The sequence below is a fragment of the Shewanella mytili genome (genome assembly GCF_046765975.1).
In the GTDB taxonomy this organism is placed as follows: Bacteria; Pseudomonadota; Gammaproteobacteria; order Enterobacterales; family Shewanellaceae; genus Shewanella; species Shewanella mytili.
Genome location: NZ_JBKOUD010000009.1, coordinates 22,174 through 48,176, shown reverse-complemented (window position 1 = coordinate 48,176; position 26,003 = coordinate 22,174). Strand labels below are relative to the sequence as shown.

At 57.0% G+C, this 26,003-nt stretch carries 27 protein-coding genes; 6 read left to right on the top strand and 21 right to left on the bottom strand.

The genetic code is table 11. The features are described 5' to 3' along the window. The first annotated feature begins 558 nt into the window (after positions 1-558). Positions 559-2,382, top strand: coding sequence for a translational GTPase TypA (gene typA, locus ACIDEJ_RS10135; protein WP_411987955.1), 1,824 nt, complete (start codon positions 559-561; stop codon positions 2,380-2,382). 102 nt (positions 2,383-2,484) lie between these two features. On the opposite strand, the gene ACIDEJ_RS10130 is transcribed toward typA, so the two are convergent. Continuing rightward, positions 2,485-3,462: an SLAC1 anion channel family protein gene (locus tag ACIDEJ_RS10130; protein WP_411987954.1), complete on the bottom strand. Its 978-nt coding sequence runs from the start codon at positions 3,460-3,462 to the stop codon at positions 2,485-2,487. Positions 3,463-3,797: 335 nt separating this feature from the next. Then, positions 3,798-5,009: a 4Fe-4S binding protein gene (locus ACIDEJ_RS10125; protein ID WP_411987953.1), complete on the bottom strand. Its 1,212-nt coding sequence runs from the start codon at positions 5,007-5,009 to the stop codon at positions 3,798-3,800. A gap of 256 nt (positions 5,010-5,265) precedes the next feature. Here ACIDEJ_RS10125 and ACIDEJ_RS10120 point away from each other — a divergent pair, with 256 nt between their 5' ends. Beyond that, a complete protein-coding gene (locus ACIDEJ_RS10120) occupies positions 5,266-6,639 on the top strand; it encodes a diguanylate cyclase (protein ID WP_411987952.1) in 1,374 nt (457 codons plus the stop codon). Positions 6,640-6,665: 26 nt separating this feature from the next. On the opposite strand, the gene ACIDEJ_RS10115 is transcribed toward ACIDEJ_RS10120, so the two are convergent. Both ACIDEJ_RS10115 and ACIDEJ_RS10110 read right to left on the bottom strand, forming a co-directional pair. After that, on the bottom strand, positions 6,666-7,310 hold the full coding sequence (locus tag ACIDEJ_RS10115) for a DUF2959 domain-containing protein (protein ID WP_411987951.1): 645 nt from the start codon (positions 7,308-7,310) through the stop codon (positions 6,666-6,668). Between the two features lie 15 nt (positions 7,311-7,325). Continuing rightward, a complete protein-coding gene (locus tag ACIDEJ_RS10110; protein ID WP_411987950.1) occupies positions 7,326-7,544 on the bottom strand; it encodes a hypothetical protein in 219 nt (72 codons plus the stop codon). Positions 7,545-7,669: 125 nt separating this feature from the next. Between ACIDEJ_RS10110 and ACIDEJ_RS10105 the strand changes: the two genes are divergently transcribed. The 4 genes from ACIDEJ_RS10105 (at position 7,670) to ACIDEJ_RS10090 (ending at position 10,681) form a co-directional block, all read left to right on the top strand. After that, on the top strand, positions 7,670-8,572 hold the full coding sequence (locus ACIDEJ_RS10105; RefSeq protein WP_411987949.1) for a virulence factor BrkB family protein: 903 nt from the start codon (positions 7,670-7,672) through the stop codon (positions 8,570-8,572). Then, positions 8,547-9,503 (top strand): alpha/beta fold hydrolase, encoded by a 957-nt coding sequence (locus tag ACIDEJ_RS10100; RefSeq protein ID WP_411987948.1) that lies wholly within the window; start codon positions 8,547-8,549, stop codon positions 9,501-9,503. Before ACIDEJ_RS10105 ends, ACIDEJ_RS10100 begins: the two co-directional genes overlap by 26 nt. Then, the gene (gene dtd / locus ACIDEJ_RS10095) at positions 9,500-9,937 is read left to right on the top strand and encodes a D-aminoacyl-tRNA deacylase (protein WP_411987947.1); all 438 of its coding nucleotides are present in this window, start codon (positions 9,500-9,502) and stop codon (positions 9,935-9,937) included. The genes ACIDEJ_RS10100 and dtd overlap by 4 nt, the downstream gene beginning before the upstream one ends. 150 nt (positions 9,938-10,087) lie before the next feature. After that, on the top strand, positions 10,088-10,681 hold the full coding sequence (locus ACIDEJ_RS10090; RefSeq protein WP_411987946.1) for an FMN-dependent NADH-azoreductase: 594 nt from the start codon (positions 10,088-10,090) through the stop codon (positions 10,679-10,681). Positions 10,682-10,767: 86 nt separating this feature from the next. Here the strand turns inward: ACIDEJ_RS10090 and ACIDEJ_RS10085 are convergent, their stop codons facing one another. Genes ACIDEJ_RS10085 through ACIDEJ_RS10005 form a run of 17 tightly spaced genes read right to left on the bottom strand, consistent with a single transcriptional unit; the run spans position 10,768 to position 25,964 of the window. Further along, the gene (locus tag ACIDEJ_RS10085; protein WP_411987945.1) at positions 10,768-11,997 is read right to left on the bottom strand and encodes a beta-ketoacyl-ACP synthase; all 1,230 of its coding nucleotides are present in this window, start codon (positions 11,995-11,997) and stop codon (positions 10,768-10,770) included. Beyond that, a complete protein-coding gene (locus ACIDEJ_RS10080; protein WP_411987944.1) occupies positions 11,994-12,719 on the bottom strand; it encodes a 3-ketoacyl-ACP reductase FabG2 in 726 nt (241 codons plus the stop codon). Before ACIDEJ_RS10080 ends, ACIDEJ_RS10085 begins: the two co-directional genes overlap by 4 nt. Further along, complete coding sequence (locus tag ACIDEJ_RS10075) at positions 12,716-13,207, bottom strand: ApeP family dehydratase (protein WP_411987943.1); 492 nt, start codon at positions 13,205-13,207, stop codon at positions 12,716-12,718. The genes ACIDEJ_RS10080 and ACIDEJ_RS10075 overlap by 4 nt, the downstream gene beginning before the upstream one ends. Then, positions 13,204-14,394: a beta-ketoacyl-[acyl-carrier-protein] synthase family protein gene (locus ACIDEJ_RS10070; protein ID WP_411987942.1), complete on the bottom strand. Its 1,191-nt coding sequence runs from the start codon at positions 14,392-14,394 to the stop codon at positions 13,204-13,206. Before ACIDEJ_RS10070 ends, ACIDEJ_RS10075 begins: the two co-directional genes overlap by 4 nt. A 30-nt stretch (positions 14,395-14,424) precedes the next feature. Next, on the bottom strand, positions 14,425-15,003 hold the full coding sequence (locus ACIDEJ_RS10065; RefSeq protein WP_411987941.1) for a DUF3261 domain-containing protein: 579 nt from the start codon (positions 15,001-15,003) through the stop codon (positions 14,425-14,427). After that, positions 15,000-17,354 carry an MMPL family transporter gene (locus ACIDEJ_RS10060; RefSeq protein WP_411987940.1) on the bottom strand — a complete coding sequence of 785 codons (2,355 nt, stop codon included), beginning with the start codon at positions 17,352-17,354 and terminating at the stop codon, positions 15,000-15,002. Before ACIDEJ_RS10060 ends, ACIDEJ_RS10065 begins: the two co-directional genes overlap by 4 nt. Further along, complete coding sequence (locus tag ACIDEJ_RS10055) at positions 17,354-18,022, bottom strand: outer membrane lipoprotein carrier protein LolA (RefSeq protein WP_411987939.1); 669 nt, start codon at positions 18,020-18,022, stop codon at positions 17,354-17,356. The genes ACIDEJ_RS10060 and ACIDEJ_RS10055 overlap by 1 nt, the downstream gene beginning before the upstream one ends. Then, on the bottom strand, positions 18,019-18,459 hold the full coding sequence (locus ACIDEJ_RS10050) for an acyl-CoA thioesterase (RefSeq protein WP_411987938.1): 441 nt from the start codon (positions 18,457-18,459) through the stop codon (positions 18,019-18,021). Before ACIDEJ_RS10050 ends, ACIDEJ_RS10055 begins: the two co-directional genes overlap by 4 nt. Next, the gene (locus ACIDEJ_RS10045; RefSeq protein WP_411987937.1) at positions 18,456-19,991 is read right to left on the bottom strand and encodes an HAL/PAL/TAL family ammonia-lyase; all 1,536 of its coding nucleotides are present in this window, start codon (positions 19,989-19,991) and stop codon (positions 18,456-18,458) included. The genes ACIDEJ_RS10050 and ACIDEJ_RS10045 overlap by 4 nt, the downstream gene beginning before the upstream one ends. Beyond that, on the bottom strand, positions 19,988-21,682 hold the full coding sequence (locus tag ACIDEJ_RS10040) for a glycosyltransferase family 2 protein (protein WP_411987936.1): 1,695 nt from the start codon (positions 21,680-21,682) through the stop codon (positions 19,988-19,990). Before ACIDEJ_RS10040 ends, ACIDEJ_RS10045 begins: the two co-directional genes overlap by 4 nt. Beyond that, a complete protein-coding gene (locus tag ACIDEJ_RS10035) occupies positions 21,679-22,038 on the bottom strand; it encodes an ApeI family dehydratase (protein WP_411987935.1) in 360 nt (119 codons plus the stop codon). Before ACIDEJ_RS10035 ends, ACIDEJ_RS10040 begins: the two co-directional genes overlap by 4 nt. Next, on the bottom strand, positions 22,031-23,404 hold the full coding sequence (locus ACIDEJ_RS10030; protein WP_411987934.1) for an AMP-binding protein: 1,374 nt from the start codon (positions 23,402-23,404) through the stop codon (positions 22,031-22,033). Before ACIDEJ_RS10030 ends, ACIDEJ_RS10035 begins: the two co-directional genes overlap by 8 nt. A 9-nt stretch (positions 23,405-23,413) precedes the next feature. After that, complete coding sequence (locus tag ACIDEJ_RS10025; RefSeq protein ID WP_411987933.1) at positions 23,414-23,962, bottom strand: COG4648 family protein; 549 nt, start codon at positions 23,960-23,962, stop codon at positions 23,414-23,416. After that, on the bottom strand, positions 23,962-24,210 hold the full coding sequence (locus ACIDEJ_RS10020; RefSeq protein WP_411987932.1) for an acyl carrier protein: 249 nt from the start codon (positions 24,208-24,210) through the stop codon (positions 23,962-23,964). Before ACIDEJ_RS10020 ends, ACIDEJ_RS10025 begins: the two co-directional genes overlap by 1 nt. A 9-nt stretch (positions 24,211-24,219) precedes the next feature. Next, positions 24,220-24,474, bottom strand: coding sequence for a phosphopantetheine-binding protein (locus ACIDEJ_RS10015; protein ID WP_411987931.1), 255 nt, complete (start codon positions 24,472-24,474; stop codon positions 24,220-24,222). Beyond that, positions 24,461-25,252, bottom strand: coding sequence for a lysophospholipid acyltransferase family protein (locus ACIDEJ_RS10010; protein ID WP_411987930.1), 792 nt, complete (start codon positions 25,250-25,252; stop codon positions 24,461-24,463). The genes ACIDEJ_RS10015 and ACIDEJ_RS10010 overlap by 14 nt, the downstream gene beginning before the upstream one ends. Next, positions 25,236-25,964 (bottom strand): beta-ketoacyl synthase chain length factor, encoded by a 729-nt coding sequence (locus ACIDEJ_RS10005; protein WP_411987929.1) that lies wholly within the window; start codon positions 25,962-25,964, stop codon positions 25,236-25,238. The genes ACIDEJ_RS10010 and ACIDEJ_RS10005 overlap by 17 nt, the downstream gene beginning before the upstream one ends. Positions 25,965-26,003: the final 39 nt, after the last annotated feature.

The following is a 26,003-nucleotide window of genomic DNA, read 5'->3' as shown; positions in this document are numbered from 1 at the left end:
TGGTGCACTCCTGTGCCGCAACTCTCCTGCGCAGATCTGAAATTCCCGGAAAGATGGCGTCTTACACTGTTACCTGCACTACTAGGTTAGAGCTCGATTACGGGTAAAGCAACCGTTATCGTATTGTTGTGAAAACCTTAAAACAGCGGCCAATTGACACGTAACATGATGTTTTTGAAATGATCCTAGATAAAGCAGAAAGGCAACCATGTCGAGAATGAAAATCGCTTTTCATTAAAACGAACGCTTGGCACCATGATGGCGCGGCGATGCGCTGCCATCCCTTGCAACGGGGTCATCAGCGTCATGCCCATATTATTATGGTGCAGCGGCAGCGCCCCAAGTTGGTGACATGGCATGCTAAAGGCTATGGTGCGGTTATCCGGCGGCGTTAGCCATCCGAATTTCCCGGCGGGATATTGTATAAATTAATATCAATGAAACATAGCTCAGTGTATAATCGCCGCCTTTCCGCAAGAATTAACGTATCCGGCGGCGACAAAATCTTTGCCCGCTGGCAATGCTGTCCCCGATGCAAACAAAGGCGTCACAAGTAAAATGTCGAGTGAACTCAATAAATTAAGAAACATCGCGATCATCGCGCATGTGGACCATGGCAAAACCACCCTGGTGGACAAACTGCTGTCTCAATCTGGCACATTAGCGTCCCGCGGCGAAGCGGTTGAGCGTGTAATGGACTCCAACGATCTGGAAAAAGAACGTGGTATCACCATTTTGGCGAAAAATACCGCGATTCGTTGGCAGGATTATCGCATCAATATCGTGGATACCCCCGGGCACGCCGACTTCGGTGGTGAAGTAGAACGTGTACTGTCTATGGTGGACTCGGTATTGCTGCTGGTGGATGCGGTTGACGGCCCCATGCCTCAAACCCGTTTCGTGACCAAAAAAGCGTTTGCCCAAGGTCTGAAACCCATTGTGGTCATCAACAAAATCGACCGTCCGGGTGCCCGCCCTGACTGGGTAATCGATCAGGTATTCGACCTGTTTGTCAACCTGGGCGCCACTGATGAACAGCTGGACTTCCCCATTGTTTACACCTCTGCACTCAATGGTTTTGCCACTTTGGACCCAGATGCCCACAGTGATGACATGACTCCGTTGTTCCAGACCATCGTTGACAAGGTATCCGCGCCGGATGCCGATGACGAAGGTCCGTTCCAGATGCAGATTTCCCAGCTGGACTACAGCTCTTATGTTGGGGTGATTGGCGTGGGCCGCATCAAGCGCGGCAGCGTGAAAACCAACCAGCAGGTAACCGTAGTTGGCGCTGACGGTAAAACCCGTAACGGTAAAGTGGGTCAGGTACTGGGTTACCTGGGGCTGGATCGTAACGAAGTGGCCGAAGCCGACGCCGGCGACATCGTGGCCATTACCGGCCTGGGTGAGCTGAAAATTTCCGACACCGTTTGTGCCGTAGGCAATGTGGAAGCACTGCCCGCACTGACAGTGGATGAGCCAACCATGACCATGACCTTCCAGGTAAACACCTCTCCGTTTGCCGGTAAAGAAGGTAAGTTTGTGACTTCCCGTAACATCCTGGAACGTCTGCAGACCGAATTGGTGCATAACGTGGCCTTGCGTGTAGAAGAAACCGAAAGCCCGGACCGCTTCAAGGTCTCTGGTCGCGGTGAATTGCACCTGTCCATCCTGATTGAAAACATGCGCCGTGAAGGGTATGAGCTGGCGGTATCCCGTCCAGAAGTTATCGTCAAAGAAATTGACGGCGTGAAATGTGAACCCTATGAACAGCTGACTGTTGATGTGGAAGAACAGCATCAGGGCGGCGTGATTGAAAAACTGGGCGTTCGCAAAGCGGACATGAAAGACATGCAGCCAGACGGCAAAGGCCGTGTGCGCATTGATTTCATGATCCCCAGCCGTGGTCTTATCGGTTTCCAGACCGACTTTATGACGTCCACTTCAGGCACCGGGTTGCTGTACCACACCTTTGACCACTACGGCCCGCTCAAAGAGGGTGATATTGGTCAGCGTGCCAACGGGGTGTTGATCTCCAACGCCACCGGTAAGGCCCTGACATACTCACTGTTCTATCTGCAGGAACGGGGTCGTTTGTTCATCGGCCATGCCGCTGAGATTTATGAAGGCCAAATCGTGGGTATTCACAGCCGCTCCAACGACCTGACCGTGAACTGCCTTAAAGGCAAGCAGCTGACCAACGTACGTGCTTCTGGTACTGATGAAGCCCAGACGCTGACTCCTCCCATCATCATGACGCTGGAACAGGCACTGGAATTCATCGATGATGACGAACTGGTGGAAGTAACGCCAAAGAGCATCCGTCTGCGCAAAAAGTACCTGACCGAGATGGATCGCAAACGCGCTCATCGTCAGGGCTAAGTGTTGCTCGCACGGTAACGTTCCATAAAAAATCCCCCGTTTTCGGGGGATTTTTTTATCTGTGCGATTGTTGCAATCCTTGGCGGAATCCTCGCATCACGCTTATTCCGGCTTGCAGATTTTGCCTGCCATCACCGCCCGCAACGTTTTGACCGCCAGCCACAGGATAATCACCGACAGCAGTATCAACAGCATCTGGGACAACCCGTAAAAAATACTGCCGGGCAGCAGTTTGCCCATTTTGGCGGTGGCAATGGTCAGCGCGGCCAACGGGAAGGAATAGGCCCAGCAGGACAGGAAAAACGGCACCTTGATAAAGCGCAGGATATTGGACGCCAGCAGCATCCCCAGAAACAGCGCAATGTAATAAAGTACCCGGCCAAAATTATCCAAGCCACCCGCAAGCGCGGTGTAAGAGATAAAGCCCACAGACGGCGGCGCCAGCAGGATGAACAGCATGGGGGTTAAGCGCAGCGGCAGCGGATCATGGAAAAACAGCCGGTACAGCACAATGGTGAGCAGAATCAGCCAAAACACAATGCCGATACTGAACAAAAACCAGCTCAGCTCTCCGTACCCCAGGGCAGTACCGGAAATGGGTGCAATAATGTTGCCCACCACCGGAATGAACCAGCTGGGATTGGCGTGTGCCAATGTGTAATGGGTGTGATGGATCCAGCTGCCCATCACATACAGGGTGAGCACCACATGCAGCGTTACCCCGGTTAACCACAACCATTGGCACAATGAGGGATAGTCGTGCCATACCACCGACAGCAGCATCAGGCTGATGGAAAATGCCGGGAAAAAATTCAGTCTGACAGGATGCTGAAACTCTTCCTTGAGTGCCGACGGATAGCGTAGCGCCTTGATGGCATATAACAGGGTGACCAGCGCCATCAGCACGCTGGCAATGCCCCCCAAAATGGCGGACATTTGCGGAATTAAATCGGTGCCGGCCGCGCGCCAAGCAATACTGAAGCCGCTTAGCCCCATAATCATGGCGAAAAAGGAGATGGGAAAGTATTGCAGGCGGGAGCCGTGGCTGATGTGGGCAACGGGTTCTGATATGTCATGCATGAGTAGGATCACCAAAAAAAAAGTAAATTACAGCAACACCTGGCCGATTCCTTCGCGTTGGGGTGTGGCGTTTATTTTTATAGCATAGGCCAAGTATATAGGGATTTTCTTTATATGCAATAAATCTAATGGTTTGGTGGCGGGGATTTTTCAAGCCTGCAGATGGCTGGTAATGTCTCGTGGTGGTGAACCGTTATTGGCGCTGTTATTGGCGGCCGTTATTTAAGGGCGGCCAATGGCGTCAGGGAATGGGGTGAAAGGGCATCGTCGGCAACACAGCCCGATGCCTGGGGTGGGCAGGGCGCAGGGGCAAGGCACCACCTGCGCCAGCCGGGTTAATGACCCACGTGGTTTATCATCTGCAGCAGTTGCATGCGCATGGCCTCGGGGGTTTGGCTCTCCCAATAGCCCAATAACCAGGCAAGCATGGGCAGGAAGAACATAATCACCAGCACGGTCAGCATCAATGTCCGGGCGCTGACATGGCGGTTTCCAGGTAAGCTCAGCCCCAGCGCCGCTTTTTTGGGGCAAGCGGCTACGCAGCGCATGCAGGCCTGGCACTCATCGCTCAGCACAGTGGTTTTGGTATGCACAATGATATTGGACGGACAAGCACGGGTGCATTTGTCGCACTTGAGCCCTTGGCTTAGCAGACAGGCTTCATGATTTCGGCGGATTTTGAGGGGACTGAGGAAACTCAGCAGCCCCAAAATCGCCCCATAGGGGCATAAATACCGGCAAAACCCCTGCCGTCGCCAGGCAGCGATGATCAGGATAAGGGCAAAGCAGCATAAGGTGATAAGCCCCGGCGTGAGGAAAAACAGCGCCATCTTAACATCGGCAATCTTATGGTAATTGCCCTGCAAATATCCGGGAATGCCCATGGCCGGCATGCCTGCCACCAGATACACAAAGGCGGCCAGTAACAGGTATTTCAGCATCCGCAGTGGCCAGTCGAGCCAGCGGGGGGGCATCAGCTCCTCTTTTATCAGCCGTTTGCGCAGCTGATACAAGTGTTCCCCTGCCAGCCCGATAGGACAGGCCCAGCCGCAAAAGGCCCGCTTGCAGAGAATGCCGGTCAGCAGTACCACCGCCAGCATCACCGCTGCGGCAGGATGGGTTTGATCCCATAATCCCAGTGCGGCAATGCCCTTGATTTCAATGGCTCCGGCAATGGGTAAAAAGGCATCCACCACATTGGGGCGGCTGACCCAGGGTTCCATACCGGCTTTCAGCATCAAGGTGTTCATGGTGTATTGCACGGCGACGATGAGTAATGCCAGTGCGATAAGATGCTGACAGCCTGAGCGTAACTGATTGATGCGCACATTGCCTTTGGCCAGCTCCGGTTGGCGCCACTGCAACAAGGCTAACAGCATGACCGCCAGCAATGTGGCAACCAGTAATACCGGACTGGCACTGATAATCAGCGCCGCAAACAATGAGATTACGGCCACGATGGCACCGTAGCGTTTCCCCGCCCACCACAACTGACTGGCACCATAGAGCAGCGCCAACATCAAGGTAACGGATTCGGTAATTGTCATGGGATTTCCCACATCGGTTGATGGCAATGGATGTGTATTGTGAAAACATCGCACTAAAATAGTTTTATTACCCCTGCGCATTTTGTGCGTCAGATCTAATAATTTCAGTGGCTTAAGGTAAAATCGTGTACTTGCTCACACGGTGATTTGCTCAATGAACAGCTAAAATAAACCATAAAAATGCCTGTCAGCGTGCAGCCGCCTGGCAATATTCCGTGGCTTGCTGGAACCATATTAACAACACTGTGGGGTATGGATGCGGAATTACTGGAGAGTCAAACGTAACGTCATTTGGGGTTTTCTGGCATTGCTGTATTTTGCGGCCACCTATGAGGTTGTGGAATATCAGCAGCGCAGCTATAGCCATGACATGGCAGAAGACCGGGCCGATGATCTGTCCCGTCAGTTGGCACTGATGCGCTATCGGCTGGAAGCGTCAGTGATGTCTGAGATTTTTCAGGTAAATGCCTTGGCATCCTATATTGCCGTCAGGCCCCACTCCACCCCCGAGCAATGGCGCACCCTGGCCATCAATATTCGCCATAAAGCCCGCCATGTCCGCAACATTACCGTGGCGCCAGATGATGTCATCCGTTTTGTCTATCCGCTCAAGGGCAATGAAAAAGCCTTGGGGCTGGATTTTCAAAAACTGCCGCAACAGCAACGGTCAGTACAATTGGCCCGGGAGCTGCAAGCGGCGGTGGTGGCCGGGCCGTTAACCCTGGTGCAGGGCGGCGAAGCCATCATCGTGCGGATCCCCATTTTTGTCGATCCGCCAAACAACCGCGACTATTGGGGATTTTGCAGCATGGTGCTGGACTGGCCGCAGCTGTTGCTGGATGCCGGCAGCAACTCGTTTCCAACCGATGTGGCACTGGCCATGCGCGGTGTTGACGGGCAGGGCGCCAAGGGGGCGGTGTTTTATGGCGACCCTTGGGTTTTTGCCAAGCCGCTGCGCACCGAAACCGTTAACCTGTTGGGCGGCAGTTGGCAACTGGGCATACGGATGCAGCCTGGTCAGCAGTTGTCCAACTGGTGGCATGCAAACGTGGTGCGCCTGCTGGGGTATGCCCTGTCGGCGGCGGTGTTCATGGCCTTCATGCAGCTGCTGAACGCGTACCGCAATGCCCATCGTTACTCTTACGAGGATGTGCTGACCAAAAGCCACAACCGGCGCCGGGCCATGTTGCTGCTGGAGAAACTGCAAAAACACGGTTCGCATTTTTGCATTGTGAGTATCGACCTGGACCACTTCAAGCTGATTAATGACACCTATGGCCATATGGCCGGCGATGCCTTGCTGATAGAAGTGGCGGCCAGGCTGGAGCGCACCTTGCGTGGCAGCGACATGGTGGCCCGTATCGGCGGTGATGAATTCTTGCTGATTTTGCCGCGGATCACCGACAAAGCTGGCATTGTGGCCATGAAAGCGAAAATTCAGGAGCAGGTGTGCGCCCCCGCCTTCATCTGGCGTGGTATTGCCTTGCCGGTGGATTTGAGTCTGGGCTATGCCTGTTATCCGGCGGATGCCCACACCATCGAAGAGTTGTTGCATGTGGCTGACAGGGCCATGTACATGGAAAAAAAGCGGCAACGGCAGGAAAACATCTCGGCACAAGAGGCAGACTGAAGCCTGCCTCCCGAGTATGCGCGGGGTTAGGGTTCCATATGGGCGATGAACTTGTTGGATTCATCAATGGAGCGGTTCATCTCTTTAATCAGGGATGAAATGTCGGTTTGCAAACTGGTGAATTCGCCCTTAATGGCGGCAATGGTTTGCGCATTGAGATTATGCTTAAGGTAGAGCATGTTGTCTTTCATGGCGGTGAGCACCGGCGGCATTTTGCTTTCTGCCCGGCGCATGCTTTTCAGCATCTGCTGGTAGGAGCGCTGGGTTTGCTTCAGCTTGTTCTGGCTCTGTTGGCGCAGGCTTGCCTTGCTTATCTGGCCAATTTCATCCTGCCATTCATCAAACAGGGCGTCTGCCACGCTTTCCACCTTGTCAATGCGCTCACTGACCTGATCCGCCGCTGACTGGGCGGCTTCATATTCATCCTTGGCCTTATTGTAGGCTTGCTCAAGATCGCCGCCATCATGCTGCAGCAAGTGCTGCATTTCCTGCAATGCCGAGCTGAATTGCTGCTGCGCATCCTGTTGCGACTCTTGGGCATCCTTGACCCGGTCCACCATGATATCGCGCTTGTGGTAGCCTATTTTTTCCATGGCTCCGTAGTAAGCGGTCTGACAGCCGCCCAATATCAGCGACAGGCATATCACACTGCTGGTGAATAACATCTTCATTGATTGTTCCTTTTTTTAACAACGAAATCTGGCGGCATCAATGATGCACCACAAGTGGACGATGGCGCCAATCACCGGCGGAATGATAAGCCACCAGAGGGCGTAGCCCACCACCACAATAACGAAAAACAGCAAGGCTGCAAGCACGCGCCCTTGAATAAGTTGCCCCAATCCTGGGAAAAAGACACTTGCCAGCGCAGCAATGACGTTACCGGCAGAACCTTGTTGTGCCATGTGAATTCTCCTTAGTTTTCGCCCTGAAACCGGGCGCTTTTTGTCTCAGAGGGTATCGGTATTTTGTAATCTGTTTGTTATTGTACGAAGATATCAGCATAAGTCATCCGGCAATCATGATTCCCATGAAATCTCAATTGAATTTACAACGGCTGTTGGCCATTAGCCGCAGTATCTGGTGTTACATCCTGCATGTGAAAAGCCGGGTGCTAAATGATCAGATTAACATTCGTGCCGGGCATCTGGCTTACGTCACCCTGTTGTCGCTGGTGCCCATGGTGGCGGTGACCATGTCCATGCTGTCGGCATTTCCGGTGTTTAAGGGCATTCGCCAGGAAATTGAAAACTTTGTGTATCAGAATTTCCTGCCGGCCGCAGGCGATACGGTGCAGGTTTACATCAACCAGTTTGTGGGTAACGCCTCCAAGGGCACGGCCATCGGGATTGGCGCACTGATGGTGGTGGCTCTGCTGCTGATTTCCGCCATCGACAAGGCGCTGAACTACATCTGGGGAAACCGCAGCAAACGGCCGCTGGTGCTGTCGTTTTCCATGTACTGGATGTTTTTGACGCTTGGGCCGATTTTAATTGGCGCCAGTCTTGCCGCCACCTCTTATGTGGTCTCGCTGAAAATATTCAATGAAGCCGATACCTATGGCGTGGGCGCTTTTTTTGTGGGGCAATTGCCGTTTTTGTTCTCGGTGGCCACCTTTTTGCTGCTTTACACCGTGGTGCCCAATCAGAAAGTGCATCTGTTACATGCATTGTTGGGGGCGGTGGTGGCTGCCTTGCTGTTTGAAGCCGGCAAAAAGGGATTTGCGTTTTACGTGACCAACTTCCCCAGCTATGAGGCCATATACGGGGCATTGGCCACCGTACCCATTTTATTTTTATGGGTGTATCTGTCATGGATGATTGTGTTGCTGGGGGCGGAGATTACCGCATCCTTGCCAGAATATCTGGCGGGCCTGCCGCAGGGAACAGATGAGCATGATACCGCAGATGAAGCCTCAGCCCAGCACCGTTGACGCCCTGTCCCAGCAGTGGCTGGATGTGGGCGATGGCCATGTGCTGCATTTGGCCCAATACGGTAATCCGGCGGGGATCCCCGTGCTGTTTTTGCATGGTGGCCCCGGCAGCGGTTGCCATGTCAGTGATTTGCAGCTGTTTGATTTGCAAAAATTCAGGGTGCTGTTGCTGGATCAGCGCGGCGCCGGTCAGTCCCATCCGGCCGGCGGCCTTCGCCATAATGACGTACTGGCGTTGCTGACGGATATCGAACGCTTGCGCCATTGGCTGGGGCTGGAGCGCTGGTGCGTGGCAGGCGGCTCTTTTGGCGCCACATTGGGGCTGATTTATGGCGGGCTTTGTCCACAGCGGATACTGGCCCAATGTTACTGGGGGGTTTTTGTGCCCTCGGCGGCAGGGCGCAGCTGGCTTTACGGTAGCAGCGGCGCCGCCAAGCGTTTTCCGGTGGATTATCAGCGTTGGTGTGACACCGTGCCCGGTGACACTGAGAATGCAGTGCTGGCAGCCTATGCCAGCGCCCTGCAATGGCCGACACGGCAGCTGACGGCCGCTTGGGGGCGTTGGGAGCGCATTCTGGCCTTTCCCTGGCATCCTGAACCCGGCGAGCGTCTGGCAAGTGGTCCCGGCAGCGCCCGGATTGAAAACCACTATGCCTGCAACCATTACTTCAATGCTTATACCCTGATGCGCGCCACATTGAACCACTGGCCGCAGCAGACCCAACTGCTGCAAGGGGAATGGGACTGGGTATGCCCACCGTGGCTGCTGCAGCAACTGCTGGCGGACAAACGGCAACCGGCATCGTTGCAACTGGTGCCGGGCGGGCATCACTCACTGGCCGATGGCCGGATGTGCCAGGCGGTGATTGCCGCCATTGCCCAAATGGCTGAAAATGTCCCATCGCCAACCAAAACAGGAAACAGGCTGTGATAGCACTTATTCAGCGGGTTAAGCAGGCCAGTGTGACGGTGGATGACCGGATCATCGGCAGTATTGATAAAGGATTACTGGTATTGCTGGGGGTGGAGCAGCAAGATGATGCGGATACGGTGGTGAAACTGGCCCACAAGGTGCTGCATTACCGGGTGTTTAGCGATGAGCAGGGCAAGATGAATCTCAATGTGTCCCAGGTGGGCGGCAGCTTGCTGGTGGTGTCCCAGTTTACCCTGGCGGCGGATACTCGCCGGGGATTACGCCCCAGTTTTTCCAGTGCCGCCACCCCGGCACAGGCCGATAGCCTGTATCAGGCATTCATTGCGCAGTGCCGACAATCGGGAATGGTGGTGGAAACCGGCAGTTTTGCCGCCGACATGCAGGTGGCGCTGATTAACGATGGCCCGGTGACATTCAGTTTGCAGGCGTGAAATCGCGGTGGTTCACCCTTAAACTATTCTAAAAAATCGAACAATAATTGATAAATATTCCGCTTTTTATCTAATTTGTAGGGCGATAAACTGATGCCGTTTAATGGACATAACCCGATAAAGCAAGATTAACATGCAGTGGAGTAACCTATGAACAAGGTGTTAGTGCTGAAATCCAGTATCCTCGGCAACTATTCGCAATCGGCAGTGCTGGTGGACTATCTGATAGCGCGTTGGCAGGCAAACCATGCCCAGATAAGCGTGCGGGATCTTGCCGCCGAGCCATTACCCGTATTGGACGGCGAGTTGGCCGTCGGGTTGCAGGGCGGGGATAACCTGAGTCCTCGGCAGCAACAGGCGCTGGCGCTGTCAAATCAGCTGGTGCAGGAGCTGCAGGATAACGACACGTTGGTGATTGCCGCGCCCATGTACAATTTCACCGTGCCGGTACAGCTGAAAACCTGGATTGATCTGGTGGCTCGAGCCGGCGTGACATTCCGTTACACCAATACGGGCGCCGAAGGCCTGATCACCGGCAAGCGGGCGGTGATTGTGACCACCCGCGGCGGCATTCACAAAGACACCGAACATGATTTTGTCGCGCCGTACCTGAAAACCTTTCTGGCGTTTATCGGTATTACCCAGGTTGAGGTGGTGTACAGCGAGGGATTGAGCATGGGAGATGAGCTGCGTGATCAGAGCCTGAATGAAGCCAAGGCCCAGATTGACCGCTTGGAGCAGTAAGTTGCAGTTTAACTGACACCTGCCATGGCATCAGCCCCGGTCAACCCTTCCAGGTTGACCGGGGCTTTTTACTGGCCGTGAGACTATCAGGGCCAGCGGCGGAAGATGAGTGAAGTGTTGATGCCGCCAAAGGCGAAGTTATTGCTCATGACCCACTGGGCTTGCAGGGCGCGTCCGTCACCGCGGATATAATCCAGCGGCGCGCAGTCATCGGCTACATGTTCCAGATTCAGGGTGGGGGCAAACCAGCCATCGCGCATCATCATCACGCTCCACCAGGCTTCCAGCGCACCACAGGCCCCCAGTGTATGACCGGTAAAACTCTTCAGGGACGAAAAGGGCATCTGTTCGCCAAATACCGCGTGAGTGGCTTGGGTTTCGGCAGCATCGCCCCGGTCGGTGGCGGTGCCGTGGGCATTCACATAACCGATTTGCTGGGGCTGCAGCCCCGCATCGGCCAACGCCAGACGAATGGCCGCTTCCATGGTGGTGGCATTGGGTTGGGTGATATGGGCGCCGTCGGCATTGGTGCCAAATCCCACTATCTCGGCATAGATGGTGGCACCCCGGGCCTTGGCGTGTTCCAGCTCTTCCAGTACCAGCGTGCCGGCACCTTCACCAATTACCAGCCCGTCGCGCTGCTGCTCAAACGGGCGCGGTGTCAGCTTGGGGCTGTCATTGCGGGTGCTGGTGGCAAACAGGGTGTCAAACACCACCGCTTCCGTGGCGCACAGCTCCTCTGCACCGCCCGCCAGCATCAGCAGCTGGCGGCCATACTTGATGGCCTCGTAAGCGTAACCAATGCCTTGGCTGCCAGAGGTGCAGGCACTGCTGGTGGTGATGGTGCGCCCCTTGAGACCGAAAAAAACGCCCACATTGACGGCGGTGGTATGGCCCATCATGCGAATATAACTGGTGGCATCTATGCCGCTCATGTCTCCGTGCTTGAGCATGTCGCCAAAGCCGATAATGGCATTGGGACTGCCTGCTGAGGATCCATAGGCAATGCCCATGGCGCCGGAGCTGACTTCTGGGGCATTCAGTAAGCCGGCATCGGTCAATGCCAGTTCGCTGGCCCGGGTAGCCATCAGCGACACCCGCCCCATGGAGCGGATTTTCTTGCGGGAATAATGAGCGGGTACCACAAAATCGGTCACCGGGGCGGCCAAACGGGTATTCAGTCCGTCATAACGATCCCATTCCGGCATGTATTGCACGGCATTTTGCCCTGATTGCAGACGGCGTTTGATGGCGGGCCAGTCTTGCCCCAGGGAGGAGATGCCCCCCATGCCGGTAATCACCACGCGTTTGTTCATAGCATGCCTCCATTGACGGAAATCACCTGACGGGTGATGTATGCCCCGTCGTCCGACATCAGGAAATTGGCCAGCCCGGCAATCTCTTCCGGTTTGCCCATCCGCCGCAAGGGCACCAGTTGTTGCACCATCTCTTGGGGGATGTGGTCTACCATGTCGGTTTCAATAATGCCCGGTGCAATGCAGTTGACGGTGATTTTGCGTTTGGCCAGCTCCAGCGCCAGCGCTTTGGTGGCACCGATGATGCCGGCCTTGGCCGCGCTATAGTTTACCTGACCACGGTTGCCCGCCAGCCCGGAAACCGATGACAGGGTGATGATGCGGCCTCCCTGACGGGTTTGGATCATCGGCATCAGCAGCGGTTGCAGCACATTGTAAAAACCATCCAGATTGGTTTGGATAACGCCGTCCCATTCGGCGTCTGTCATGGCAGGGAAAGCGGTATCACGGGCGATGCCCGCATTCAGCACGGCGCCGTAATAGGCACCGTGAGCGGCAATGTCGCTTTCGATGATGTCGCGGCAGGCGGCTCGGTCGGCCACATCAAACTGCAGCAAGCTCACCTCGGAGCCAAGTGCGGCGAGTTCGGCGGCTGTGGCGGCCGCTGCCGCTTGGTTCCGGTGAAAATGCAGCGCGATATCATGGCCGGAGGCGGCCAAGCGCAGCGCAATGGCCCGGCCAATGCCACGGCTGGCGCCGGTCACCAAAATGCGTCGGTTCATGCAGGTTCTCCTTGGGATGACCCGTGGCTGTCTGCCATGTAAGCGGCAACATCACGGGGCTGAAAAACATTCACATGGGCACTGGCAATGCGGGTGCCCTGATGGAGGATTTCACAATCAAATACGGCCAGGCCGCTGTCTTCCTGATACAGCCGCTGCACGGCAACATGGTATTGCTGGCCCGGCAGAAAGCCCGGCTGTTGCAACTGCAATTTGCGACTGCCCAGTAAAAACCCGAGCTGCACCGCATCGCCCCGGCGTTCGGCTTCCACCCCCGCCAGCGCGGCAATGCTCTGGGCCATGTATTCAATGCCTACATAATTGGGTACCCAGCCACGGGCGCTATCAAAAAACGGGCTGTCTCGGGTAATGGCAACACAGGTTAACAGGTAGTTGTCACTGTGCTGCTCTATGTGGTCAATCAGGATCATCGGTGGCCGGTGGGCCAGAAAATCGGCAATGTTTCGCTGCCGTAAAGGTGCTTTCATGCAAGGTTTCCGCGACTGAAAATCAGGCTGGCATTGCTGCCGCCAAAGGCAAAGGAGTTACTCATCAGGTGCTGCAGGCGGGTACTGTCTCCCGCTTGCACCAGCGGCAAGGGCACCAGGGCCTCATCCACCACGCCATCCCATTGATGGGGTGGCAGTAATTGCCCGTCATTGTAACGGGACAGCAGCAACCAGCAAAATGCCGCTTCGATGGCGCCCGCTGCACCTAATGCATGGCCGGTAAGGGGTTTGGTGGAGCTGCAAAACGGGATGCTTTCCCGGCCAAACACCGCCGCCATGGCAATGGATTCCATGGCGTCGTTTTTCTCGGTGGCCGTGCCGTGCAGGTTCACGTAATCAATGTCGATAGCGTTGAGCCCTGCCTGCGTCAGTGCCGCCTGCATGGCTGCCACCGCACCGCGCCCTTGGGGATGGGGGGCGGATATGTGATGGGCATCGGAAGATTCACCGCAGCCACTGAGCAGAATGTCGCCATTGCCGCGCTCCAGGGTAAACACTGCGGCACCCTCGCCTATGTTGATGCCGCGCCGGTTGGCACTGCAGGGATTGCAGCGGTCATCGTCAATGGACTCCAGCGCATCAAAGCCGTTGAGGGTCAGTTGGCTGAGGCTGTCCACCCCGCCCACTATCACCATGTCACAGAGGCCGCTGAGCAATAACCGGCGGCCACTGGCAAACACTTTGGCACTGGAGGAGCAGGCGGTGGACACCGTGTAGGCCGGGCCTTGCAGTTGCAATAGCTGCTGCAAAAACAGGGCGGGGCTGCCCAGCTCCTGCTGTACATAATGGTAGTCATCGGGAAATTGCCCGTGTTGCTGCCGATAGGCCAGCGCTTGCTCCCCTTTGGCAATGCCCGATGTGCTGGTGCCCAGTACCACGCCAATGCGTTCGGCGCCGTAGGTGCGGCGGGCGGCGCTAATCGCCTGCTGCAGCGGCTGCACGGCTTTTAACAGCAACGCGTTGTTACGACAGGCAAAACTTGTCAGTGATGCGGGTAATGACGGCAAAGGGGCGCTCACCGCACCCACGGTGGCAGGACGCTCAAACAGCAGTTCTTCGCGGCGCACCATTGCCGCAGTGTCGCCTGAGAGCAGTGCCCGCAATATGGTTTGGGGCTCATGACCAAGCGGGGTGCAAAATCCGGCATGGTTAATGGCTATTGGCATGATATCCCTACTTTATCTCCATGACTGGTGTTACATGGGGGTGATGCTGAGCTGCACCGCGGCTTGGGGCAGCTCCAGCGTCACCGGGCTTTGCCAGCCCGGCGTTTCAGCGTAGTGTATACGGGCAATCAGTGCATCGCCACGGCGGATTTCCCGGCAATGTTGCATCCCGCAGCGAAAATCCTTCACGGTGGCACTGGCAAGCCCTTGCTGCACCATGGCAGCGGGCCAGTAAATCAGCTGCTGCACCGCCAGCAGGTAATCCCCCCGAAAGGTTCCGGCCATAAAGCCGCTGTGCTGGCTTGCCAAGGTGTGACCATCATAATGCAGGGTAAACAGGGGTTGCCCAAGGGGCGCCAGCCCCACCATGAGTTCACTGTCTGGGCTGAACTGTAACTGCAGCAATAGCTCCCGGGTTTGCTGGTGCTGCGAGAACCGCACCTGTTGCGCCATATCATCGGGCTGGGCGGCTCGCCCCTGTTGCCAGGGCAGTGGGGTCAGGCAGTAATCCACCCCGGCAGTCAAGGTGACACAGCTTTGGGACAGGTTTTGGGTATGCTGGCAGCCGGTACAGCACCATAGCAGCAAGCACCATATCAGACTTCTCACGGGTGTGGCTCCTTGGAAATGGTGGCCGTATGCAACAGCGCCAGTAACAGGGTAAAGAGAATGCCCAGTGCCAGTGTCTGGCCAAAGACGGCAATGGCATGGGTCTGGCTAAACGCCAGCAGGCCAAATGCCAATAACGTGGAGCTGGCTGACAGCAACACGGCCAGCATTACCGCAGCGGCGTGGCGTCCGGCGCTGGCAAAAAACAGGCTGTAATCCACCCCGATACCGAATACCAGCAGCAGTGCCAGTGCATGGAACAAGGTGAGCCCGGCACCCGCCCAGCCCAGTGTGGCCAGCGTCAGCAACGCCGCCATCATCGGCACCAGCGCAATGCTCAAGCCACGGCGCAGGCCATAACGCCAGATGAATAGCAGTGCTGCCAGCCCCAGTGACAGTCCCAGTAGCCATAGTGTCAGTTGGCGAAAATGGCTCATGACGGCAGAAATATCCGCCACCTTGTCCACCAAAGTGACACCGGGCAGTGAAGCGGCCAGTGATTGCAGCGTGGCCAATTGCCTGATGCCGCCCAGCAATACAATGCTGCCATATTGGGGGTGTGTGGCAGAGGGGGGCAGCCACAGTTGTGCCAGTGCGTTTTCCTGGGCGGCAGCTGTGCCGAGCCAGTCGTCCATCTTGAGCTGCACACCTGCGGCGGCCAGGTATTGCTGCTGCAGCGCGGTAGCCAGGGTGTCATCCAGCCCCAGTTGTGGCAGCAGCGCCGGTAACTGTTGGTACACCTGTGCCTGCAGCTGGTAATCCTGTTGCTGTTGCCGCGCGCTGGGCACAAAGCGTGACAGCGAGACAAAGTTGCCCAGCAGTTGCTGTTGCTGCAACTGGGCGAGTTTGGGCGTCAACTGCTCCAGTCGCTGCAATAACTGCTGTTCATCCGCTCCCTGCACCAGTAAAAACTGGTTGTCGGTGCCGCCGCTGAGCAGCTGGCGCAATTGTTGCTCCTCTTGGGTGATGCTGTCCGGGCTTTGCTGCAGGTTGCGGATGTCATCATCCCCCTGCAGGTGCACTAATCCGGTGAGTAGCAGCAAAAACATGCCACCCAGCAGCCAGCGCCAGCGGCCAAACAGCTGCTGGGCCAGGTAATGACAACGCTGGGCCCATTGCAGTTGCGCCTGGCCGTTTGGCAACGGCGTTGCAGCCAGCGCCGGGTATGCCAACAGCAGCGTCAACCAGCTAAAAATGAGTCCGGCGGCGCAAAATACCGCTACCTGCTGCATTCCCGGGAAGGGCGTCAGCCCCAGTGCCCCGTAGGCTATCACGCTGGAGCTCAGTGCCAGCGTCAGTATGGGGGCGATATGACGCAGGCTTTGGCGCACGCTGGTATGGGGGGATTGCAGCCTTTCACAATAAAAATGGAAGCTGTAATCAATGGCAATGCCCACCAGACTGGTGCCGAACACCAGTGTTAACAGATGCAGGCCATTAAAGCAGATAAGCGTGACGGCCAGCGCCACCACAAAGCTGCTGCTCAGGGTCAGCAGCGCCACGGCCAGCGGCCGCAGTGAGCGCAAACCAAGAAGCACCAGCAGCATCACCCCCAGCAGTGACATGCCGCCAATCAGGCTTATCTCCTGCTGGGCACTGGCCGTGGCGGCCGCTGCATGAAACAGTGCGCCAGCCCGTAATACCGAGACCGAAGACGGCAAGTGGGCAAGTGCCTGTTGCAATGCCTGTAATTGCTGTTGCTGGTGTTGCGGATTAAAGGCGCTGCCCACACCTTTGGCCATGATGATGGCCGCGGTTTGCGTGCCCTTGCGCGTGAATAGAATGCCTTGCTGCTGCTGCAATTTTTGCCCCTGAGCCAGCTGTTGCAACCAGTCAGGGAACAGCAATAGCGGGTCTTGTTGCAGCAGCTCGCTGTTGGCGTTGCCAAACGGGTTGTAAAGCTGCTGGCGTAATTGCTGCACCAGGGGTTGCAGCTGCTGTTGTTGCAATAGTTGTCGTTGCCGATCGCTCAGCAGTTGCATCCGGTAGGGAAAGTAAAAATGGCCAAGGGCTTGCAAGCTGCCTTCATCGCCGCTGCGCACCTGGGTAAAGGCCCCGGAATGCTGCAGGGCGCTGCGCACCTGCCTAGCGGCGCTGATGGCTTGTTCCCGGGTGTCTGCCACCAGTGCCAGATAGAGTCGTTCGCCAAACTGTTGCTCCACCCGGTTGAGTGCCGCTTGGGTAAGGGGCGCTTCTTCCACCTTGGGTAGCAGTGCCAGAATGTCGGTTTCAATACGGGCGCCCTGTTGCCACTGCCATAGCCCGGCGGCACTGATGCCAATCAACAGCAGTAGCCACAGCAGTAGCCCCAGGCGTGGGGTGAATTTATGGCAGCAACCGGGCGTGTTCATCAGCGGGGCTCGCGGGTAACGGCCAGTGCCCGGCGTTCATCGTCGCTGAGCGGGCCTTGGCGAATGTGGCTGAAACGAAGGTCGCTGATGTCGCCGTTGCTGGTCAGCATCAGTAATTGCTGCGGCTGGGCATTGCCTTGCAATACCAGTTTGGGCAGCAGGGTTTGCAGTTGGGCATCTTTGGCGATAAGCCCCAACTGCCAAGGATTGCCCGATTGCAGATACAGGGAAAAATGCTGCTGCAGATAGGCCATGTCGGCGCTGAGTAATGCCTGCATCAGCCGCGGTAACAGACTGCTGAGCGGGGAGCCGTTATCCGCGCTCTGTATGGTCATCTGCCCCTGGCTGTCTATCTGGATGAGCTGCTGCTGTTTCAGGATCAGGGTGCTGTCAAAAGGTTGCTGTTGCTGCCATAACATCCCTTCATCGGCGGCAAAAATAAAGCGGCCGTGGCTTTGCAGGGGTTGCTTGAGCACCTGCAGCCAGCGGGTTTGCTGAAACTCACCGCGGCTTGCTTCATCCAGTAGCAGTTGCTGCTGCAATTGCTGCAACTGGGCGTTGTTGGCAGGGCTGGCAAACAGCGCTGCATAGTCACTGAGTTGAGGGCGTGGGTCGGCCATGGCCAGATTTGTCAGCAGCAACAATAGCAGCGGCAGTATACGCTTCATGACACCTCCTCACCTGCGGCTGTCAGCCAAGGCTGCAGTTGCCGGCGAAATGCCACTGGGGTTTCAAGGCACAAACTTTTGCTGTGCATCTCCACGGCCGCCTGAATGGTATAGCCTTTGGTCAGCCTCTCGCCACTTTGGGCATCTTCAATCAGATAATCGATTTTCAGGCGGTGTTCCCATTCCACCAGCTGGGCAATCACGCGGATGTGCTGCTCAAAGGTGGTGGGTTTCACATATTTGACCCTGGCATCCACAATCGGCCAGCTGTAGCCGGAGTCCAGCATCTGGCGGTAGCCGTAATCTATTTTCTCCAGCAGCTTACACCGGGCGATTTCGAAGTAACGCAGGTAATTGCCATGCCAGGTGATCCCCATGGAGTCCACATCAAAAAACGGAATTTCCAGTGTCACGCTGGCGCTAAGCAGTGCCTTCATCGGCACACCTCCCAAAAACCCTGCTGAATTTTAAGCAGGGTATCACGCAAGGTGGCTTCCAGTGGCCGGTCTTCTTCCAGCAGCGGTAACTGGGCGCTCAGCTGTGTCAGGGTTTTGGCCAGTGAGGGTGTCAGGCCGGCTTCTTGCAGTTGCCCCTGGCGCAGCCGCAGGCGCATGCCCTGGCTCATGGCCAGCAGTGCGGCGGCAGCCACTTGTTCTGTGAGCTCCAGTACCCGCAGGCAGTCACGGGCGGCAATGGTGCCCATGCTGACCTTGTCCTGATTGTGGCATTCGGTGGAGCGGGAAAACACGCTGGCCGGCATGGTCAGCTTCAGGGCTTCGGCCGTCCAGGCGGAGCAGCCGATTTGCACCGCCTTGAAACCGTGATTGATGCAGCGCCTGGCGTTATCGCACCCGGAAAGGTTGGCGGGCAGGCCGTTATTGAATTTGGGATCCATTACCAGCGCCATCTGCCGGTCCAGCAGATCTGCCAGATTGGCCACGGCGTTTTTCATGGCGTCCATGGCAAAGGCGATATGGCCACCGTAAAAATGCCCGCCGTGCAGCACGTGCTCGCCTTCGCCATCGATAATCGGATTGTCGTTGGCGCTGTTGAGTTCGTTTTCAATAAATTGCCGCATGAACGGCAGGGCATCACTCAGCACCCCGATGATGTGGGGGGCGCAGCGGATGGAGTAGCGGTCCTGCAGGCGCTCGGAATTGCGCGGATGTTCACGGTGATTGAGATCATCACGGATCCAGGCAGCCACCTGGTTTTGCCCGGCATGGGGTTTTACCGCAAACAGCAGTTCGTCAAAATGGTTGCTGTTGCCTTGCAAGGTCAGGGAGGCCATGGCGGTGATGCGGGCGCACAAGCGCTGCAGGTATTCTGCCCGCTGCCAGGCCAGACAGGCCAGCGCGGTCATCACCGCGGTGCCGTTCATCAGCGCCAGCCCCTCTTTGGGCCGCAGGCGCAGCGGCGTGATCCGGCATTGCCGGTACACCTCTGCGGTGTCCTGAATTTTTCCGTCAAAGTATACTTGGCGTTCACCGACCAGCACTGCCGCCAGATAGGATAACGGCGTGAGATCGCCGCTGGCGCCCACCGAGCCCTCTTCCGGGATCAGTGGAATGATGTCGCGGTTCAGTAACAGGGCAATCCGCTCCAGCAGCGCATAGCTGACACCGGATTTGCCCCGTGCCAGCGAATTGAGGCGGCAGGCCAGCACCGCCCGCGCCTGGATTTCATCCAGATGCCGCCCGAGGCCACAGCCATGGAAACGGCTCAGGTGCAGTGGTAGTTCCGGCACCAACTCGGGGGCAATGGCCACGGTGCAGGAGTCGCCATAACCGGTGGTGACGCCATACACCACGCCGTCCTGTTGCAGTAGCTTGTCAATAAACCGGGCGCCGCGTTCAATGTAGTTGCGGTAATCCGGGCTGTCATCCAGTGCCACCCGGGCGCCATTGGCCACGGCAGTCACGTGTTCCAGGGTTAAGGTGTGACGACCAAAAGGAATCGTCTCGGTCATGGTAGCTCCTTGCGGGCAGAGGCTTCATCCCTGCGCCAGAAATCATAAAAATTGAACCATTGCAGCGGCACTTGCAATGCCACCGCTTCCAGGCGCCGGGCGTACAGCTCCGCTGCCTGTTGTAAGCGTTGCTGGCGTGTGGTGCGGGGGCCACTGAGTGCGGCATCAAACGCCTGCAGCATGACGTGGTAGCGGCCGGATTGCTGCACGCAGAACATGGTAAATACCGGGCAGTCAAGCAGCCCTGCCAAAATGAACGGCCCCTGGGGCAATGGCGCCGGGGCGCCGAGAAACGGCACATAGCACACTCTTTCGCTGTTACGCGAGGTGCGATCGGCCGCAATCACCACCAGCTCGCCGGCATCAATCTTGTCCTGCAGCATTATGGCGGTGGCCGGGTTCAGCTCCGACACCTGCAACAGGTTCAGTTGGCTGTCAGGGTTGAGCTGTTTGAGCAATTGATTGAAATTGGCTGCATGTTCGGTCATCACCATCACGTTGATCTTGATGTGGCGCTGGTGCATGGAAATGGCCCGGCATAATTCGATATTGCCGATATGCGATACCAGCAGTACGGCGCCGCGGCCGCCTGCCAGCTGCTCGGCCAGCCGTTGCTTGTCCGGAAAATCCACCTGGCTCAGGGTGATGCGATCACACCAGGCATCAATCCTGTCCAGCGCTGCATTGCCAAAGCTGAAAAAGTGCCGCAGGCTGTCGCGCCAGTCACAGGGATGGTGCAGCGCCGGATGTCGGGGCTGCTGTTTTGCAATGCGCTGCAAAAACGCCATAGATGCCTGGCGGGCATCGCGGCCGCTGAGAAAGAAATAACCAATCACCGGATACATGAATCCCCGGGCCAGCCAGTGGCCCCCCAGCCGGTAACAGCCCAACAGGAACTGCAGTCCCAGCAGGCTGCCGCGCTCGCGCATGCTGGACCAGTGGCGGGGTGTCATTGCGGCATCGGGCCCCAGTCTATGGCCGGTCAACTTGCGCTTGAGCATGCCGAAAAACAGCCGGGTATGCATTTTGGTGATGCGCCAGTTGTCGGCCCAGCCCTGAAAATGGCTGACACCGTCCGGCGGATAGATCACCCGGGTCGGCAGATGATAGGTCGGGGTGCCGCGCCAGTACAAACGCACCATGATTTCGGTGTCAAAATCCATGCGCTCGCCCACGGTTTCGCAGCGCAGCAACGCCTCGCAGGCCGCCAGCGGATACACCCTGAAACCGCACATGGAGTCGCGAATGCTCAGGCTCAGGGTTTCCAGCCATACCCAGAAATGGGTGATGTAACGGCCATACAAGCGTGCCTTGGGAATGCTGTCATCGTATTGGGGCAGGCCGCTTATCAAGGCGCTGGGGTGCTGTTGGGCCAGTGCCAGCAGTTGGGGGATGTCCTGCAGGTTGTGCTGGCCATCGGCATCCACCTGCAAGGCATGGGAAAATCCCTGGGCCCAGGCGTGGCGCAGGCCGGTGATCACCGCAGCCCCCTTGCCACGGTTGTAGGGATGGGTCAGCAAGGTCACCCAGTCGTGATGTTCGCGGGCCAGTTGCAGCAGCAGGTGGCGGGTGGCTTCATCGCTGCCGTCATCCACCAGAAAACAGGGAATGCCCAGGGGTTGCAGGCGTTGCAAGGTCTGGGCAATGTAATTGCGATGGTTGTAATTGGGGATCACCAGTGCCGGTTTCATGCGGCGCTTTCCTCGGTAAACACGATGCGCCCGGAGGCAAACCGCTGGGTGTCACAGCTCAGGCTGAACTGCAGTTTACCGCTGGCCAGCTGCTCGATGCGGAGGGTCACTTCCATGCCGGGGCGGATGAGTTGCTGGAATTTCAACACTTCCAGCTGGGCTACCGCCCCATCATAGCCAAAGTGTTCACTGCCAAAACGGATGGCCCAGTCCAGCTGCACCACGCCTGGCAATACCGGATGCTCGGGAAAATGGCCGGCAAATGCCGGGTAATCGGCAGCCACTTGCAGCTGCCAGCTGGCGGTGTTGCCATCCATGTGATGTGCCAGCACGGGCGGTAATAAGGATTCAATCATGATCAAATAGTTGCACTATCTCGTGTTGCAGCAGTTTTCCCTGGGCGTTCATGGGCATCTGCGTTGGATAACGCCAGCGGCGGGGCAGCGTGACCCGTTCAAACTGGCTTAACAGGTGGGCTTTCAGGCCGTTATTGATGCTGAGTTTGCCTTCGGTTTCCAGCTGCTGTTTGCCATAGGCTGACAGCTCTACCACCGCCCCCAGCTGTTGGCGCGGGCTTTCCAGCAACAACAGATGACTTTGCTGTACCCAAGGGTGCCGGTTCAGCAGCGCTTCCATTTGGGTCAGGGACAGGCGTTTTTCTTCAATTTTAACAATGCGGTCAAGCCGGCCTTCAAGGCGGAACAGGTTGTTGTCCAGCAGGGTGATTTTGTCTTCGCAGCGCAACACCTCATCGTTTTCCAGATAAGGGGATTGCAGCAGCAGGGCGCCATCGTCAGGGTCAGTGTTCAGCACCATGGGGGCAAATGCCCGCCAAGGGGTGTCGGCACAGTGCTGACGGCGGTAACCGATGCCACCGGTTTCGGTGCTGCCGTACACCTCGATGGGCAGGCTGCCGTAACATTGGCGAATGCCAAGGGCGGCATCCAGCGACAGCGGGCCACCGGAGCTGAAAATCAGGCTGGGGGTATGCAATTGCCGCTCAAAGCCCAGTGCTTCGGGCAGGCGCGACAGTTGGGCCGGGCTGCTGATAAGACACAGTTTGGGAAACAGGGCGGTGTAGTAACTCAAGGTTTCCGGGTACTCCACCATGTCAGACAAAAAGGGGCGGCTGGCTGCCAGCGGCCAGAGGATTTTAAACAGCAATCCGTAAATATGCTGGTGGCTGACGGTGGAAATCACGCTGCAATGGGGCAGGTGTTTGGCAAAGGTCTGCTCCAGCACGCTGACCTCTGCATCCAGTTGCCGCAGCGTTTTGCGTATGGCCTTGGGGTGACCGCTGGAGCCTGAGGTAAACAGCAAGAGTTCGCCAAAGGCGTGCTGCGCTGAGACCTGGGGCCAGGGCATGGGCGTAAGTCCCAGCTCTTTTTTCAGCGGGATATAGGGTTTGGCATCCCACAATGGCTGATCGGAGAGCACTCCGTCAAATTCGTCACTGAGTTCGCCAAGGGTGCCCGGCTGGATGTTGGCTGGCAGTATCAACTGCTTGCCTGCCAGCAGGGCGGCACATAATCCGACGGCAAACTGATCGCTGCTGTCACAGGCCAGCAACCAGCGCGGCTGCTCACAGGCCAGCAGCTGCTGATGCAGGTGATGGACCTGGGTGGCAAACAATCCGCCAGTGACAATGTCATGGTGATTGAAGCTGATCAGTTGCTGCCCTGACGGGCCCTGGACCAGCCAGGATTTCAGTAACTCTGTCATAACCGTCTCTTACGATTTTGTCAGCCAAAAGTGGCGGTATAGCCATTCGCCCCCCGCCAATATTCCCATCAGCAGGTAGGCGATAAGGCCGTTGTATAGGGTCCAGGTGGCAAGGCTGGCATACAGTGCCGTATATGCGGCCATGGTGCCGTTAATGACAAACAGCACGCACCACAACAGTGTGACCCGTCGCAAGTAGCCCCGGGCACTGTCTGGCAACTGGGGCTCGGCAATGCGGGCCAGCCGCTCAACCATGCTGGTTTTCTGTAACAGTGACGAACCAAACAGGCCCAGCATGCACAGGTTCATCACTACCGGGTAGTACAGTAGCCAGTGTTGCTGGCGGGCGATAAAACTGCCCAGTGCCAGCATCAGCCCCAACAACAGCGGCAGTGCCAGTGTCCGCAGTTGCCGTTTCTGGGTAAGCAGGCGCAGCAGCAACAACAGTGCCAGCAACGGCGCCAGCACATTCCCCGGCAGGTAGTTCAGTCCCAGGTAGACCGCCAGCGGATAGCCCAGCAGCAGGATGAAGGTGACTGCCCGGGCCAGTGTTGCCATTAATCCTTGACCAGTTGCGCAATGGCGTTGACCACATCATCCACTGTGCGCACGGCTTTAAACGCTTCCGGCTGGATTTTTTTGCCGGTCAGTTGCTGCAGCTTTATCACCAGGTCCACCGCATCAATGCTGTCCAGATCCAAATCCTGATACAGGGTGGCTTCAGGCGTGATGTCAGCGGCGTCAATCTCAAACTCCTCTTGCAGGATGCGGCTCAGCATCTGCAGGATCTGCTCTTTATTTTCCATGGGCCTCTCCTATGCGCGTTGCGACTCGATAAACTTGGCCAGGGTGGCCACACTGTAAAAGTGGTCGCGGGTGGCGTCAGAGTTGGCCTCGATTTTAATATCGAACTGTTTTTTGATGGCCAGCCCCAATTCCAGGGCATCAATGGAGTCCAGCCCCAGACCGTCGCCAAAAAGTGCCGCGTCGGTATCGATATCCGCAAGACTGACATCTTCCAGATCCAGGCTATCAATAATCAATTGCTTGATTTCGTCATGTAAGCTCATAGTGTTCATCTAATTGTTGTTTATAGTAAATTTCCAGCTCATGTGTGAGCTTGCGGGCTTGCTTGGCACTGCTGTCCGGCAGTGCCGCCTCGGTGTGAAACGGTGCCCCGAGGCATACCTTGATGTGCATGGTCTGACGGGGAATTTCATACCAGGGGTCCTGTTTGGTTAACCCGGGGTGGGTGACTTGCAGCACCACGGGTAACAATTGTGCCCGGCAGCGTAATGCAATATTAGCGGCTCCGCGGGCAAAGTCATTCACAACCGTGCCTTTTACGGTGCGGGTGCCTTCAGGGAAAATCAGCAGATTGGTACCTCGTGCCAGCAATTGTTGGCAATCTTCCAGCAGCAGTTCTGCGCCGCGGTTGGGAATGTAGCCGGCGGCGGATACCACGCCGCGCATGAACGGGTTGCGCCATATCCCCTGTTTGACGATGCAGCCGGCATTTGGCATCAGGCTGATGAGCACCACCACGTCAATGAGTGTGGGATGATTGGCCACCACCACCATGCCGCGGGCCTGTTGCAGTGGCAGGCTGTGGTTGGCATCCAGCCGGATAACGCCTGCCCAGGTGAGCATTTTCACGAAACAGCGGAACATCAGATGCACCGTTTTTTGCACCCGCTGAATACGCGCATCAGCGCTGCCAGGCCAGCACCGGAGCAGGGGTAACAGGGTCACGGAGCTCAGCAATCCTCCCAGACCAAAGGCGATGTAGCAGCCCATGCCCGCGAGCCAGCGGGGCAGGTAACCGAGCCCCTTACTGGGTGTCGCCATGGGGCTTCTCCACAGTCAGTTGCCAGTGCATGCCGGCCAGGTGTCCTGACAGGGGCATCTGGCTGGCAAGCGCATGTAACAATTGCCCATAGCGCAGTGGCGTACTGTCGGGGCGGCAGGGCGTCAGGGTTATGCGGGCCATGCCCTCTTGGGTTGTGGGTGCCAGCAGTAATGCCAGTGCCAGCGGGTATTCTGGCTCATTGGTGAAAGACTGATAAACCTCGGGAACCGGCTCATCACCAAAGACCAACAGCAGCGGCGCCGGATCTTCTGTCAGCAGCCCCCAGCTTTCCATCATGGCCTGGCTCAGGCTGTGTTCCCCAGCGGCAATGGAGGTGGTGGCTGCCTGATTCTGGGTGACAATGCCAAAGACACCGCTGGCGGTGTTGTGCACCGACTGGCTGAATCCCATGGGGGAAAGGGGTTGCTGCTGTAACACGTCGGCCAGCAAGGTGGCGGTGCGGTGCAGCTCGCCATGGCGGGAGGCAAAAACCGAGCGGCATTGTGCCGGTGCCCGGGTTTGCAGCGCTGCTTCCAGCATCATTTTGGTCAAATGGCTGAAACGGCGTTTTTGCATGGCGGGCACTTGGGGCAGTTTGGGCGAGGGGGAAGACGGGGCGGCCGTCACCGCTGGCCAGTGCTGCCAGTCCTGTGGTTGTTGATAATCGGGAGCCCAGGCTCCCCAGCGAAGCAGGCTAAATGTTAATTGCACGTTATGGCCTCTGAACCGCCTGCCCATTCCGTTTGGATC

What these genes read in the sequence shown, in the direction of transcription:
- typA (WP_411987955.1), top strand. Translation starts at nt 559, where the DNA reads ATGTCGAGTGAACTCAATAAATTAAGAAACATCGCGATCATCGCGCAT.
- ACIDEJ_RS10130 (WP_411987954.1), bottom strand. Translation starts at nt 3,462, where the DNA reads ATGCATGACATATCAGAACCCGTTGCCCACATCAGCCACGGCTCCCGC.
- ACIDEJ_RS10125 (WP_411987953.1), bottom strand. Translation starts at nt 5,009, where the DNA reads ATGACAATTACCGAATCCGTTACCTTGATGTTGGCGCTGCTCTATGGT.
- ACIDEJ_RS10120 (WP_411987952.1), top strand. Translation starts at nt 5,266, where the DNA reads ATGCGGAATTACTGGAGAGTCAAACGTAACGTCATTTGGGGTTTTCTG.
- ACIDEJ_RS10115 (WP_411987951.1), bottom strand. Translation starts at nt 7,310, where the DNA reads ATGAAGATGTTATTCACCAGCAGTGTGATATGCCTGTCGCTGATATTG.
- ACIDEJ_RS10110 (WP_411987950.1), bottom strand. Translation starts at nt 7,544, where the DNA reads ATGGCACAACAAGGTTCTGCCGGTAACGTCATTGCTGCGCTGGCAAGT.
- ACIDEJ_RS10105 (WP_411987949.1), top strand. Translation starts at nt 7,670, where the DNA reads ATGAAATCTCAATTGAATTTACAACGGCTGTTGGCCATTAGCCGCAGT.
- ACIDEJ_RS10100 (WP_411987948.1), top strand. Translation starts at nt 8,547, where the DNA reads ATGAAGCCTCAGCCCAGCACCGTTGACGCCCTGTCCCAGCAGTGGCTG.
- ACIDEJ_RS10090 (WP_411987946.1), top strand. Translation starts at nt 10,088, where the DNA reads ATGAACAAGGTGTTAGTGCTGAAATCCAGTATCCTCGGCAACTATTCG.
- ACIDEJ_RS10085 (WP_411987945.1), bottom strand. Translation starts at nt 11,997, where the DNA reads ATGAACAAACGCGTGGTGATTACCGGCATGGGGGGCATCTCCTCCCTG.
- ACIDEJ_RS10080 (WP_411987944.1), bottom strand. Translation starts at nt 12,719, where the DNA reads ATGAACCGACGCATTTTGGTGACCGGCGCCAGCCGTGGCATTGGCCGG.
- ACIDEJ_RS10075 (WP_411987943.1), bottom strand. Translation starts at nt 13,207, where the DNA reads ATGAAAGCACCTTTACGGCAGCGAAACATTGCCGATTTTCTGGCCCAC.
- ACIDEJ_RS10070 (WP_411987942.1), bottom strand. Translation starts at nt 14,394, where the DNA reads ATGCCAATAGCCATTAACCATGCCGGATTTTGCACCCCGCTTGGTCAT.
- ACIDEJ_RS10060 (WP_411987940.1), bottom strand. Translation starts at nt 17,354, where the DNA reads ATGAACACGCCCGGTTGCTGCCATAAATTCACCCCACGCCTGGGGCTA.
- ACIDEJ_RS10055 (WP_411987939.1), bottom strand. Translation starts at nt 18,022, where the DNA reads ATGAAGCGTATACTGCCGCTGCTATTGTTGCTGCTGACAAATCTGGCC.
- ACIDEJ_RS10050 (WP_411987938.1), bottom strand. Translation starts at nt 18,459, where the DNA reads ATGAAGGCACTGCTTAGCGCCAGCGTGACACTGGAAATTCCGTTTTTT.
- ACIDEJ_RS10045 (WP_411987937.1), bottom strand. Translation starts at nt 19,991, where the DNA reads ATGACCGAGACGATTCCTTTTGGTCGTCACACCTTAACCCTGGAACAC.
- ACIDEJ_RS10040 (WP_411987936.1), bottom strand. Translation starts at nt 21,682, where the DNA reads ATGAAACCGGCACTGGTGATCCCCAATTACAACCATCGCAATTACATT.
- ACIDEJ_RS10035 (WP_411987935.1), bottom strand. Translation starts at nt 22,038, where the DNA reads ATGATTGAATCCTTATTACCGCCCGTGCTGGCACATCACATGGATGGC.
- ACIDEJ_RS10030 (WP_411987934.1), bottom strand. Translation starts at nt 23,404, where the DNA reads ATGACAGAGTTACTGAAATCCTGGCTGGTCCAGGGCCCGTCAGGGCAG.
- ACIDEJ_RS10025 (WP_411987933.1), bottom strand. Translation starts at nt 23,962, where the DNA reads ATGGCAACACTGGCCCGGGCAGTCACCTTCATCCTGCTGCTGGGCTAT.
- ACIDEJ_RS10020 (WP_411987932.1), bottom strand. Translation starts at nt 24,210, where the DNA reads ATGGAAAATAAAGAGCAGATCCTGCAGATGCTGAGCCGCATCCTGCAA.
- ACIDEJ_RS10015 (WP_411987931.1), bottom strand. Translation starts at nt 24,474, where the DNA reads ATGAGCTTACATGACGAAATCAAGCAATTGATTATTGATAGCCTGGAT.
- ACIDEJ_RS10010 (WP_411987930.1), bottom strand. Translation starts at nt 25,252, where the DNA reads ATGGCGACACCCAGTAAGGGGCTCGGTTACCTGCCCCGCTGGCTCGCG.